Origin of the sequence: uncultured Desulfosarcina sp. (assembly GCF_963664155.2) — a bacterium.
In the GTDB taxonomy this organism is placed as follows: Bacteria; Desulfobacterota; Desulfobacteria; order Desulfobacterales; family Desulfosarcinaceae; genus Desulfosarcina.
Map to the genome: position 1 here is coordinate 4481311 of NZ_CAXXXH010000001.1, position 13178 is coordinate 4494488.

The 13178-nt window shown below is 59.7% G+C and carries 10 protein-coding genes; 2 read left to right on the top strand and 8 right to left on the bottom strand.

What is annotated here, in order from left to right:
- Positions 1 to 4: 4 nt before the first annotated feature.
- Positions 5 to 1369: an AcvB/VirJ family lysyl-phosphatidylglycerol hydrolase gene (locus tag ACHZBS_RS20385; RefSeq protein ID WP_319408360.1), complete on the top strand. Its 1365-nt coding sequence runs from the start codon at positions 5 to 7 to the stop codon at positions 1367 to 1369.
- Positions 1370 to 1699: 330 nt separating this feature from the next.
- Positions 1700 to 1939 carry a hypothetical protein gene (locus ACHZBS_RS20390; RefSeq protein WP_319408361.1) on the top strand — a complete coding sequence of 80 codons (240 nt, stop codon included), beginning with the start codon at positions 1700 to 1702 and terminating at the stop codon, positions 1937 to 1939.
- 39 nt (positions 1940 to 1978) lie between these two features.
- Here ACHZBS_RS20390 and ACHZBS_RS20395 read toward each other — a convergent pair whose 3' ends face one another.
- From ACHZBS_RS20395 to glgP, 8 genes are all read right to left on the bottom strand, one after another.
- Positions 1979 to 3046 (bottom strand): NADH:flavin oxidoreductase/NADH oxidase, encoded by a 1068-nt coding sequence (locus ACHZBS_RS20395; RefSeq protein ID WP_319408362.1) that lies wholly within the window; start codon positions 3044 to 3046, stop codon positions 1979 to 1981.
- 74 nt (positions 3047 to 3120) lie between these two features.
- Positions 3121 to 3840, bottom strand: coding sequence for a 6-phosphogluconolactonase (pgl, locus tag ACHZBS_RS20400; protein ID WP_319408363.1), 720 nt, complete (start codon positions 3838 to 3840; stop codon positions 3121 to 3123).
- Entirely contained in the window at positions 3837 to 5393 is a 1557-nt protein-coding gene (gene zwf / locus ACHZBS_RS20405) for a glucose-6-phosphate dehydrogenase (protein WP_319408364.1), read from the bottom strand. Before zwf ends, pgl begins: the two co-directional genes overlap by 4 nt.
- A 9-nt stretch (positions 5394 to 5402) precedes the next feature.
- The gene (gene gndA, locus ACHZBS_RS20410) at positions 5403 to 6830 is read right to left on the bottom strand and encodes an NADP-dependent phosphogluconate dehydrogenase (RefSeq protein ID WP_319408365.1); all 1428 of its coding nucleotides are present in this window, start codon (positions 6828 to 6830) and stop codon (positions 5403 to 5405) included.
- Between the two features lie 65 nt (positions 6831 to 6895).
- The gene (locus tag ACHZBS_RS20415) at positions 6896 to 7441 is read right to left on the bottom strand and encodes a hypothetical protein (protein WP_319408366.1); all 546 of its coding nucleotides are present in this window, start codon (positions 7439 to 7441) and stop codon (positions 6896 to 6898) included.
- Positions 7442 to 7479: 38 nt separating this feature from the next.
- The gene (locus tag ACHZBS_RS20420) at positions 7480 to 8175 is read right to left on the bottom strand and encodes a DUF3047 domain-containing protein (protein WP_319408367.1); all 696 of its coding nucleotides are present in this window, start codon (positions 8173 to 8175) and stop codon (positions 7480 to 7482) included.
- Complete coding sequence (locus tag ACHZBS_RS20425; RefSeq protein ID WP_319408368.1) at positions 8172 to 10553, bottom strand: phosphoketolase family protein; 2382 nt, start codon at positions 10551 to 10553, stop codon at positions 8172 to 8174. The genes ACHZBS_RS20420 and ACHZBS_RS20425 overlap by 4 nt, the downstream gene beginning before the upstream one ends.
- Before the next feature lie 67 nt (positions 10554 to 10620).
- A complete protein-coding gene (gene glgP / locus ACHZBS_RS20430) occupies positions 10621 to 13167 on the bottom strand; it encodes an alpha-glucan family phosphorylase (protein ID WP_319408369.1) in 2547 nt (848 codons plus the stop codon).
- Positions 13168 to 13178 lie beyond the last annotated feature (11 nt).

Below are 13178 nucleotides of genomic sequence, written 5' to 3' on the forward strand. Positions count from 1 at the left end.
GGTCATGATGACGCGAATATTCTTTTTATTGTTCGTAACGTTGGCCGTGGTTTCCGCCAATGCTTCGGAAACACTGGATTTGCCTCGACTGGGACATGTGGCGATCGTCGATCCGACGGGTCCGGCTTTGGGGGTCGTCATCCTGCTTTCCGATCCCGCGGCAACCGATCCGCTCCCTCCCGAATCGCTCAGGGCGCTGGCGGAGGCCGGTCAGGCCGTCGCCGTGGTGGACACTGCCCGTTATCTGGACGCCCTGGACCGTGCAGGAGGCGGTTGTAGCCGGGCCGCCGATGATCTGTCTGCTTTGAAAAACATGCTTTTTCGTCGATATCGCCTTTCGGAAAACGGTTTTGCGGTGCTGGCCGGACCGGGAGCCGGAGGAGGGCTGGCTTATGCCGTGCTGGCCCAATCCGAACCCGGACAGTTTTCCGGCGCAGCGGCCTTCGGATTCAATCCGGAACTGCCTGGGAGACAGCCCCTGTGTCCGGGCGCGCCGTATGCACAAACACCGGGCGGCTTCCGCTATCTCCCCGTGGATCATCTCAACGGATTCTGGCGGGTGGCGACGGCATCGCCTGAGGACAGGAAACTGGGTCCATATGCGCAGGGGCATAAAAACGTGATTTTTCCCCTGAGACCCTATGACGACCTGTCATCGGCCATAATTAGCGTCATCGCCGATGCGACGCATGTGACGACGCCCGCCGGCCGCGGGGTCGACGATTTGCCGCTCGTTCTGCTGCCGGCCGATCATCACGGGAGGACGATGGCCGTGATTTACTCGGGCGACGGGGGCTGGCGGGATCTCGACAAGCAGATCGGAGAAGCCCTCCAGAAGGCCGGGATCCCGGTTGTGGGCGTGGATACGCTGAGAGGTTTCTGGCACCGGCAGACGCCTGAGGCGGCGGCCGCGGGGCTGGAGCGCATCATCGACCATTTTGTGAAGGCTTGGGACACACCTGATGTAATGCTCGTCGGCTATTCATTCGGCGCCGACATTCTCCCTTTTATGGTTAATCGGATCAAGCCGGCCTCGCTTGAACATATCCGGCTGATTTCCCTATTGGGTTTATCTCAATCCGCGGAGTTCGAAATTCGCATGAGCGGGTGGGTCGGCGGGTCGCCCTCCACCGACGCCCTTCCCCTGGAGCCGGAACTCCGCAAACTGGACAAGGTGAGGGTCCAATGCTTTTTCGGGGCGGACGAACAGGGAGAGAGCGGATGCACGGACCGCTCGCTGGCAGGCGCCGAGATCGTCAAAACAGACGGCGGGCACCACTTTGGCGGGGATTACGGCAGGATCGTCCGTACCCTTATGGATGGGGCTATTCGACGCGGCGCCAGGTTGACGGCCGGCCAGGGCGGATGACGAGGACTTCGAATCTGTAGCTGGGCCAAAAACGGAGGATCGATTCAAGATCAAGGCAGGACCGCATATGCAATACAAATGGGCCGCACTGAGTGTAACCACCGTAGGCACGCTCATGGCGGGCGCTCTTCTACCTCAATATCCCCATCGGGATATTCGGCACCCTCTATGCTCATTTTCGCTTAGGAGAAATTGCGATCAAAGATGAGCAGAAGAACATCGACTGGATCGGTTGTGTCACTTTTTCATGCGGACTGACGCTGGTGCTTCTGGCGATAACCTTGTTGAGCTTTGGCGTGGCCTCCGCGTTTCGAACGACCATGTTCAATTGTGGGCGGGACCGCCAGTGCCGGCCTGGCCATCCTGCTGATTACCACCGCCATGCCCCACAGTCTTTTTTCCAGTCTGCTGAAGAACCCAAATCCTGCCGCCTTCGGTCAGTTGCCGGAGCAGGAGTCTGTCAACGGCTTTAAAGTCGCGGCTTTTGTATTGGCATGGATTAACACCCTGGCGATCATTCCTTCTCTATTGCGCGGTCCGGAAGTGAATCCGGCAGACGAAATCAAATGAGATCGACAAGCAGAGATGCTTGATAACCTATAAATTCAGTCATCCTATTTTGGCCCTTGCATACTGGCGCGGCCAGGGCACCGCCGTGTCCAGGATGCGGGCGGCATGCAATGGCCAATAGGGGTCGCGCAGCATCTCGCGCGCCAGCAGGACCGCGTCGGCCTGGCCCGTGCCCACGATCTGCTCGGCCTGCACCGCATGGGTGACCAAACCCACCGCGCCGGTGGCGATGTGCGCCTGATCGCGGATGGCTGCCGCCAAGGGAACCTGGAAACCGGGCCCGACCGGTATCTTCGCATCCGGCACCATCCCGGCGCTGGAACAGTCGATGAGATCGACGCCCGTTTTCTTGAGTCTGCGGGACAACTCGATGGACTGGGCCAGATCCCAGCCGCCGTCCACCCAGTCCGTGCAGGAGAGGCGCACAAAAAGGGGCAGATGGTCCGGCCAGGTTTCACGCACCGCCGCAGTGACCTGCAATGGCAGGCGCATGCGGTTGGCCGCGCTGCCCCCGTATTGATCCGTGCGCCGATTGGACAGCGGAGAGAGAAATTCGTGCAGCAGATAACCATGGGCCATATGCAGTTCAAGGACCTGGAATCCCGCATCGAGGCAGCGCCCGGCGGCGGCGACAAACTGACCGATCAACGCATCGATGTCCGCCTGCGTCATCTCACGGGGGACTGGCGATGCCTCGCTGAAGGCCAGCGGACTGGGCGCGACCGGCGTCCAGCCCCCTTCCGGCTCACCCAATGCCCGCCCACCGTGCCAGGGTGCATCCGTGGAGGCCTTGCGCCCGGCATGGGCCAGTTGAATGCCCGGCACGCAGTTCTGCCGGGCGATGAAGCGGGTAATGGGCGTGAAGGCTGTGGCCTGCCCGTCGGTCCACATCCCGCAGTCCCCCGGGGAAATGCGGCCTTCCGGAGACACGGCAGTGGCCTCCACCATGACCATCGCCGCTCCGCCCACCGCCCGGCTGCCCAGGTGCACCAGATGCCAATCGTTTGCCATCCCGTCCTCGCTGGAATATTGGCACATGGGCGAAACAAAGATGCGGTTCTTGAATTCAACGGATCTCAATTTGAGCGGCGTAAACAATCTGTCCATAATTTCTCCTCCACGTTGTTGAAGCGGCCTGATCAATCAGGATCCTGAGATCGAGCAGACAGAAGCGTTCATCACTAAGCCAGTTGGGCTGCCGCGGCTTTGTCCGCCAGCCAGACCAGCTCGCCGGTCCTGGGTCGGACAAGCTGGGCCGGCAGCCGCAACGGATCCGCCGGTGCGTTGAGCACCGCTTTCAATACAACCGCTTTGGCGTCACCGGAGACCAGAAAGACCACCAGTCGTGCCCGGTTGATCACCGCAGGCATCAGGGTTACCCGATGCATCTTCTGGGCTTTTACATAAACCGAAGCCGTCCAGGCGGTTTGATCGTTGAGGATTTCCGCTTGCGGAAAAAGGGACGCGGTATGTCCGTCTTCGCCTAGGCCCAGCAGGATCAGATCGAAGACCGGAGGGCCGCCGCCAAAGAAATCGTGCAGCAGGTCACCGTATTGTCGTGCGGCCTGGGCGGGGTTCTCATCGCATGAGATGGGGTGAATCTGATCCGGCGGTACGGGAATTCGGTCAAGAAGCGCTTCCCGGGCCATGCGCACATTGCTGCGCTGGTCACCCGACGGCACGCAACGTTCATCCCCCCAGAAAACGTGGATCTTGTTCCAGGCGACCGCATCACGCAAGGGCGGAACGGCCAATATCTCATACAGCCGCCGGGGGGTCTGCCCACCGGAAAGCGCCACGGCGAAGCGCTGGCGCCGGATTACGGAAAGCTGCGCCTGCTGCACAAAAAGCTCTGCCGCAGCCCGGCATAACGCTTCCGGGTCGGGCAGCGTGCGGATCATGATCGCGGCTCCGTGGTAATGCTGCACACCGCCGTGTCACCCTGGCACTGCAGGGGCGTGGGGGCTATCCAGCTGATACCGTCCTGGGCGATCAGGGTGTCGGCCCCTTCCGGTCCCCAGGTGCCGGCCTGGTAATTGGGGAAATCGGCTGATTTCACTGCATTCCAGACATCCAGGATGGGCGCAATAACCGACCAGGCTGCTTCCGTCTGGTCCCTGCGCAAAAAAAGTGTGGCGTCGCCTTTGGTGATATCGAGCAGCAGCGTTTCATAGGCCTCCGGCGGCGCCACGTTAAAGGCTTCGCGATAGTAAAACTGCATCATCACCGGGGAGAGGTGCATCACGGGGCCTGGCTTTTTGACCTGAAAGCGCAGCAGGATTCCCTCTTCGGGCTGGATGGCGATCAGCAGGCGGTTGGGGCGCAGATCCAGGGTTGCGGATGCGGGAAATGTCTGATGGGGAACGGGTTTGAACTGAATCAGAATCTCTGAAATCTTCGCCGGCAGCCGTTTGCCGGTTCTCAGGAAAAAAGGGACGCCCTGCCATCGCCAGTTGTCCACATAAAATTTGGTGGCTACGAAGGTTTCCGTGAAGGAATTGTCGGCAACGTCTTCCTCGTCATGATACCCCTTGACGATTTTTCCGTTGATTTTCCCTGCGCCATACTGGCCGCGTACGGCGAACTGCTGCACCTGTTCAGGCAGGATGGGCCGTATGGCATGCAGCACGTCCACTTTCTTGTTGCGGATTTCGTTATCGTCAAACGAAACCGGTGCTTCCATGGCGATCAGGCAGAGGACCTGCAGCAGGTGATTCTGAATCATGTCCCTGAGCGCACCGGCTTTGTCATAGTATGCCCCGCGATGGCCGATGCCCACCTCCTCGGCCACGGTGATCTGAACGTGATCGATAAACTGGCGGTTCCAGACGGGCTCGAAAAGCGCATTGCCGAAGCGAAAGGCAAGAATGTTCTGAACGGTTTCCTTGCCCAGGTAATGATCGATGCGGAAGATCTGACGTTCTTCGAAAATATCGATCAGAATACGGTTTAAATCACGCGCCGACGTAAGATCGTGCCCGAACGGCTTTTCGACGACGATGCGGGTCCGTTGTCGTTTTTCGTTCAACCTGGCGATTCCCAGATTTTGGGCCACTGGTTCAACCATGCCGGGGGGCAGGGCGAGATAGAAAATGCGGTTGGCTTCCGCCCCCCATTTTTTTTCACGGGAAGCGAGCGTCTTCGCCAGATCTTTATATATTTTGGCATCGCTCAGGTCCGCCCTGGCATAATGGAGGCATTCGGCAAATTTTTTCCAGTCATCGTCTTTGGCCTTGCCCCGACGGGAGAATTGATTCACACCCTCGCGCAGATGATTCCGGAACGTTTCATCATTCATCTCATCGACGCTCATGCCAAGAATATCGAATTTTTCGGGAAGCCAGCCGCTCAGGTACAGGTTGTAGAGTGCGGGCACCAGTTTGCGCCACGTCAGATCGCCCGAGGCCCCGAAGATAATGAAAGCCGTCGGGTCACTGCCTTTTTCCTTTTCCATGCGGGCTCCTTATTTTCCCCATTGCGTGTGAAAAATACCGGCTTCATCCACCCGTTCATAGGTGTGGGCGCCGAAATAGTCGCGCTGGGCCATGATCAGGTTGGCCGGCAGCCGGCCGCAGCGCAAGGCGTCAAAGTAGGCCAGGGCCGTCATCAGACCCGGCATCGGCAGTCCCAGGGCCGCGCCGGTGCGAACCACACCTCTCAGGTCGGCTTGCCGGGCTGCCACGGACTGGCCCAAATGCCCATCGAAGAGAAGATTTTCCAGATCGGGATTGGATTTATAGGCGGATCGGATCGCTTCCAGCAGGGTCGCCCGGATAATACATCCGCCTCGCCAGATGCGTGCCACGGTTTCCACGTTTAAGTTATAGTGATAGGTGCCGGATGCCTTTGCAAGCAATGCCAGGCCCTGGGTATAGGTGATAATCATGGCCGCATAGAGCGCATTTTTGATCTGCTGCACGATATCGTCTTTTTTTCCTTCGAAGCGCGGGTTTGGCCCCTTGAGCATCCGGCCGGCTTTTTCGCGTTGTGTCTTATAGGTGGACATGTCGCGCATCATGACCGCGGCGTCGATGGTAACGGTAGGAACCTGAAGGCCCAGGGCCTCGCGGACGGTCCATTCCCCGGTGCCTTTCTGTTTGGCTTCATCCAGAATCAAGTCAACGAGGGGCTTACCGGTTTTTTCGTCTTTCTGAAGAAATATATCCGCTGTTATTTCAATTAGATAACTATTCAATTCATCCTGGTTCCAGCGCGCGAATACCGCATGCAATTCATCGGGTTTCAACCCCAGACCCCGTTTCATCAGGTCATAGGTCTCGGAAATGAGCTGCATCAAGCCGTATTCGATGCCGTTGTGCACCATTTTAACATAGTGTCCGACCGAGCCGGACCCCAGATAGGCCACACAGGGGGCCGCCTCCACATGGGCCGCCGCTGCCTCCAGGATGGGCCTGACCCGCTCGTAGCCTTCTTCAGGTCCGCCGGGCATCAGGCTGGGGCCGCAACGGGCACCGCTTTCGCCGCCGGACATGCCCATGCCCATGAAGATCAGGCCTTTTTCGGACAGCGATTGGATGCGGCGATCCGTGTCCGTAAAATGGGAGTTGCCGCTGTCGATGATCAGGTCGCCGGCCTGCAGGTGGGACGCGAGGCTTTCGATCACGGCGTCAACCGCCCGACCGGCCGGCACGAGCAATACAATGGCCCTGGGCGTTTTCACCATTTGACATAATGACCGGATGTCCCGGGTCGTTTCTATTTTATGGTACTCGCTCTTCATTTCGGACAGCTGCCTGATTTTTTCTTCTTTACGGTTGTAGCCGGCCACCGAAAAGCCATGATCGGCGATGTTAAGGGCAAAATTACTTCCCATGACCCCCAGGCCGATCAACCCGATATCGCATCGCTTTTTTTTGTCATGACCCGTCATGTATATTTCTCCCTGTTTTGGATGGATTCTTGTGCATCGTGTTATGCAGGCTGTCCCTCAGGTTTCTAGAATTCGTTCCGCGCTTTATCGAAGGTGTTCTGAAGATCATGGTAGCTATTCAAAAAACCTTTTTTGACATCTTCCCATGCATTGCCCGAGCTGTGCTTCAATCCGCCGTACCACTCGGCGGCCTCGTTGCGCTGTTTCCTGAGGGCTGTAAGGGTATCCACCATTTTCTGGCGGGTCGTCTGATCCATTTGGCCCCATTTATCATTCAGACGGGATTCCATGGGTTCGATGCGGGCGTCCAGGTCGTCGAGGAGCGCCTGCGCCTTCTTGAGGGCTTGATTGCGCTGCTCGACGGAATAATTTTTGATTGCCTCGGCGGCTTCCGACACCTTCTCCTTGACCGCTTCCGCCGATGGTTGCGCTGCGGATGAAACTGAAGCCATTGTAAAAAATAAAAACAGCACCATCAGAAAATACCAGATGTTGGAATGCGCCATGGGGGTCAGGCTGCTCCCTGCTTTTCGGGGAGGCGGGGAGCCAAAAAATGAACGAAACTTCTCCTTTAAATTTTCCTGTAGTTCTTTTTTTCTATCGGACGCCATATTTTATCTCCTTGTTTTTAGGCAACACCCGCCAAATCTTATTGGGTCGAGAAAAAAATATCCCCATACCAGGCAGCGGCTTCCTGCCGGCTGTTATCCGTGTCGGTCATGATGGCAACGGCGTCAATGAAACTGATGCCATCGTCGAAGCATTTTCTGAAATCGGCGCGCACGTCCCGATGTTCGGTGGCCCAGCCGCTTCCCTTGCCGGACTGCAGGGCCATGACGCGGGCGTTCGCGGTAAAGGCGTTTTCCCAAATGCTGCCGACCGGCTGCCGGCTGGACCAGACATAAATCAAGGTTCTCGTGCGCCAGAAGGCAATGCCGCCGGAGACGATGACATAGACCCGGGCCGGATAATCGTCACCGGCTTGGGTCCGTTCATCGATATTGGTCAGGACATCATCGACCCGCCACGACCAGTTCAGGAAAGGCAGCTTTTCCAGATCGATCCGAATTTCTCGAACGAGTCCCGAAGCGGTGCCCTTACTGTGGGCTTCCAGAACCTGGCGGCCATCCTGCGTTACCAACTGATAATCGGTCATCCCGAGAAATGATTTCGTTTTCCAGCCACCCATGTCGCCGGCGCTGAAATGGCCGACCGTCAAGGTCATTGCAGCCGCCAGGGTGGCCACAGCCCAGAATATGGAAAACAGCATTATCGGCAGGGAACTCCTCACGTTGTTCTCTCCTCTGTCATAGCTATATTTCAGGATACTTGTTTTCTTGTTCATCTTTTTAACTTCCGGAGTGAGTTCCACGTCCAGTTGCGGATTTCCGGAAGATCCTGGCCGTATGTGTTGATGTACTGCCTGTGCTCGAGCAGCTTGTTTTTGAGTCGTTGCTTCAGGCGGAATCCCTTTTCACCGGTCTGCGGCAGGCGGTCGATGGTGTCCATCACCAGGTGAAAGCGATCCAGGTCGTTGAGCACGGTCATGTCGAAGGGCGTGGTGATCGTGCCTTCCTCCTTGTAGCCGCGAACATGGATGTGATCGTGGTTGGCGCGGCGGTAGGTCAGCCGGTGGATCAGCCACGGGTAGGCGTGGAAGGCGAAAATCACCGGTTTGTCGCTGGGAAACAGCGCATCGTAATCCGCGTCGCTCAATCCGTGGGGATGCTCGCTTTGCGGCTGCAGCTTCATCAGGTCGACGACGTTGACAACCCTGATTTTCAGGTCCGGCAGGTGCTCGCGCATAATGGAAACCGCGGCCAGCGTCTCCAGCGTGGGCACGTCGCCGCAGCAGGCCATGACCACGTCGGGTGTTGCTCCATGGTCGTTGCCGGCCCACGGCCAGATGCCGATGCCCGCAGTGCAGTGCCTGATCGCGGCGTCCATGGTCAGCCATTGGGGCGCCGGGTGTTTGCCGGCGACCACGACGTTGACGTAATGGCGGCTGCGCAGGCAGTGGTCCATCACCGACAGCAGGCAGTTGGCGTCCGGCGGCAGGTAAACCCGCACGACGGAGGCCTTCTTGTTGACGACGTGGTCGATGAAGCCGGGATCCTGGTGGGTGAAGCCGTTGTGGTCCTGGCGCCAGACGTGCGAAGCCAGCAGGATGTTCAGCGAGGCGATCTTGCGCCGCCACGCCAGGTTCGAGGTGACCTTTAGCCACTTGGCGTGCTGGTTGAACATGGAATCGACGATGTGGATGAAGGCTTCGTAGCAGTTGAAGAGGCCGTGGCGGCCGGAAAGCAGGTAGCCCTCCAGCCACCCCTCGCACTGGTGCTCGCTGAGCATTTCCATGACGCGCCCGGCAGGTGAGAGGGACTCGTCGTTGGGCATGGTGGCGGCGTTCCATTGGCGTTGGGTGACGTCGAAGAGGGCCTCCAGTCCGTTGGATAGGGTTTCGTCAGGGCCAAAGATCCGAAAATTGCCTTGCTGGCGGTTCAGTTTGACCACATCGCGCAGGAACGGTCCGAGCACGTGCGTGTCGCCGATACCGGGTATCCCCGGCGAGGGAACATCGACGGTATAGCCCCGGAAATCGGGCATCTGCAGGTTGCGCAGCAGCAAGCCGCCGTTGGCATGCGGGTTGGCGCCCATGCGCCGTTCTCCCTTGGGCGCCAGTTCGGCCAGTTCCGGTTTCAGGCGGCCTTTCTCGTCGAAGAGTTCCTCGGGCCGGTAGCTTTTCAGCCATGCCTCCAGCATCCTGAGGTGGTCGGGGTGGTCAGCCGGATCGGAGAGCGGCACCTGGTGTGCGTGGAAGGTGCCTTCGATCGGCACGCCGTCGATGATTTTAGGCCCGGTCCAGCCTTTGGGCGAATTGAGTACGATCATCGGCCAGCGCGGCCGCGTGAGGTTGCCGTGGTTGCGGGCGTCCTCCTGGATCCTTCGGATCTGCTCAACCGCCGTATCGAGGGTCGCGGCCATGGCCGCATGCATCTTCCCGGGCTCGTGGCCCTCGACGAAGTAGGGGGTATACCCGTAGCCGCGCAGCAACTGCTCCAACTCCTCGCGGGTGATGCGCGCCAGGACGGTCGGGTTGGCGATCTTGTATCCGTTGAGGTGCAGGATGGGCAGCACCGCGCCGTCGGTGGCCGGGTTGAGAAACTTGTTGGAATGCCAGGCCGTGGCCAGCGGTCCGGTCTCGGCCTCGCCGTCGCCGACGACGCAGGCGACGATGAGGCCGGGGTTGTCGAATACCGCCCCGAAGGCGTGGCTGAGCGAATAGCCCAGCTCACCGCCCTCGTGGATCGACCCGGGCGTTTCCGGCGACGCGTGGCTGGGAATGCCCCCGGGAAAGGAAAACTGGATGAAGAGCTTGCGCAACCCGGCTTCATCCCGGGTGATGTCGGGATAGATCTCGCTGTAGGTGCCTTCGAGGTAGGTGTTGGCCACGACAGCCGGACCGCCGTGCCCGGGGCCGGAGACGTAGATCATGTCAAGGTCGTATTTTTTAATGACCCGATTCAGGTGAACGTAAATGAAATTCTGCCCGGGGGTCGTGCCCCAGTGCCCCAGCAGCATGTGCTTGACATCCGATAGGGTCAGCGGCCGTCTCAGCAGCGGATTGTCGTAAAGATAAATCTGGCCGACCGACAGGTAGTTGGCGGCCCGCCAGTAGGCGTCCATTTTGTGGAGCAGTTCCGGGGATAGCGATATTGTCTGCATGGTTCAATCCTCCTTGTTCCTGCCAAGGCCGAGAACGCACCGATCACTCATTGTTCCGACGGAACTGTCATCGCTGCCAAAGGATTCGTGCTTCTTCCAAAGGAACCCCAACGCCGTCAAACTGCGGTATCACTCGCGCCGTATAGTCCGTCTCCGGACGGGCAGCGGACACCGTCGCACGGTAAATGGTGCCGTCCGGGGCGTCGGGCGATATGCCAATAGGTTTCATCCCCTGTTGCACGGGCTCGCCGCCGTCCAATCCATCGGCAAAAAGCTCCACTCGTATATCTTTTGGATCGAAGCCGTTGAGAAAGAGCTGAACGTCGACCCTGTGCTGCGCGTCTTTGGTCGTTATCTTCACTTCACCGAAGCGCAACCCGGCCCATTGCTTTTCAGTTGCCTGGCGCCAAGCTACCATCTGCCTGCCCAGGGCACCTTCATCGGCAGCGCGTGCAGCGTAAGCTGACGCCGCCGGGATGTAGTGCTGTTCGGTATATTCGCGCACCGCGCGGTTGGCCGAAAAACGAGGTGTCAATTTCGCCATGCTTTCGCGCATGCGTGCCACCCAGGCCGTGGGAATGCCCTGTTCGTCGCGGGCATAAAATTCCGGGACGATCTCCTGCTCGAGCAGATTGTAGAGTGCAGTGGCTTCGATCGCATCCCAAGCGGGGTCGTCGCCATGCTCCCGGCCGTCCCCCAGCGCCCATCCGACATCAGGGGTGTAGGCTTCGGCCCACCAGCCGTCCAGTTCCGAGAGATTGATGCCGCCGTTGACGAGTACTTTCATGCCGCTGGTGCCGCACGCCTCCCAGGGCCGGCGCGGTGTGTTGATCCAGACATCCACCCCCTGGACCAGGTGCTCGGTGAGCAGCATGTCGTAGTCGCTCAGAAAGATGATGTGGGGTCGGACTTCCGGCCGGCGGATGAAATTGATCCATTCGTGGACCAGGGCCTGCCCGGCGCCGTCGTCGGGATGGGCCTTTCCGGCGATGATGAGCTGCACCGGGCGATCGGGATGGGTCAGCAGGCGCAGCAGCCGCTGTGGGTCGTGCAGCAGCAGGTTCGGCCGCTTGTAGGTAGCGAAGCGGCGTGCAAAGCCCAGGGTCAGCGCGTGGGGATCAAAGAACTGCTGCACTTCGGCCACTGCCTCGGGCGCCGCGCCGCAGGCGGTCAGTTGCCGGGACAAGCGCTCACGGGCGTACCTGACCAGAGACTGGCTGGCGGCGATGCGAAACTGCCACAGGTTGGCGTCGGAGACGCGGCGAATATGCTGCTCCAACGGTTCGGTCGGTCCCAGCCAGCGGTCCTTGCCGCAGGCTCCCGTCCAGAGATCATCGGCCGGGGCCGAGTCCCAGGTTGGCATGTGGACGCCGTTGGTCACGTGTCCGACAGGCACTTCTTCCGCCGGCCACTGCGGAAAAAGAGGCGCGAAGAGCTGTCGGCTGACTTTGCCGTGCAGGCGGCTGACGCCATTGACCGCCCCGCTGCCGCGGATGGCCAGGTAGGCCATGTTGAAGCTTTCCGACGCGTCGTTCGGGTCCCTGCGCCCCAAGGCCATCAACTCGTTAAGGGCGATGCCGAGTTTCTGCTCGGCATAGCCGCCGAGGTATTGTTCAATGAGCGCCGGGGGAAAACGGTCAAAGCCGGCGGCCACGGCCGTGTGGGTGGTGAACAGGTTCCCGGCCCGGGTGACGGCCAGGGCGACGTCAAAGGGCTGCGCAGACTCCTGCATGAAACTCCGGGCGCGCTCCAGTACGGCGAAAGCCGCATGCCCCTCGTTCAGATGGCAGACTTCCGGCTGGATGCCCAGCGCACCCAGCAGGCGCCATCCGCCGATCCCGAGGAGCAGTTCCTGCTTGAGGCGCAGTTCCGGCCCGCCGCCGTAAAGCTCGCTGGCTATTCCGCGATGCGCGGGGACGTTGGCCGCGTCATTGCTGTCCAGCAGGTACAGCGTCGTTCTTCCGACCTGGACCTGCCAGGCACGCAGCCAGACCGAATACCCCGGCAGAGCGATCTCCAGACGCAGCCACTCGCCGTCGGCCCGGCGCAACGGCGTGATCGGCAGCTGGCCGGGGTCGTTATATGGGAAGAGGGCTTGTTGCGCGCCGTCCTTGTCGATCACCTGGCGGAAATAACCTTGCTGGTAGAGCAGCCCCACCCCGACCACGGGTACACCCAGATCGCTGGCAGCCTTGAGCTGATCGCCGGCCACATTGCCAAGCCCGCCCGAATAGATGGGCAGCGCTTCGCTCAACATGAATTCCAGGCTGAAATAAGCGGCGCAGCTCAGGGGACTTGAGGAATGGTTCTGTTGAAACCATGCGGGTGCCGCTACCGCTTGCCGCCGGTCCCGTACCAGGTCATCGACGCTTTTACGAAAAGCAGGATCGGCTAACACGTGTTCGATCCGGTCGCGTGCAACCGTCTGCAGAACCACCCAGGGGTTATGCGTGATTTCCCATAATTCGGGATCGAGCCGCCGCCACACATTGTCGGCGTAGTGATTCCACGATGAATGCATGTCCAGGGCCAGCTCTGCCAGGGAGTCGAACCCCTCGACGTCCGTGGGCAGCAGACTGTAGATGGGATGGCTGGTGCGTGTGGGTGGGCTCATGGTTTCTCCTC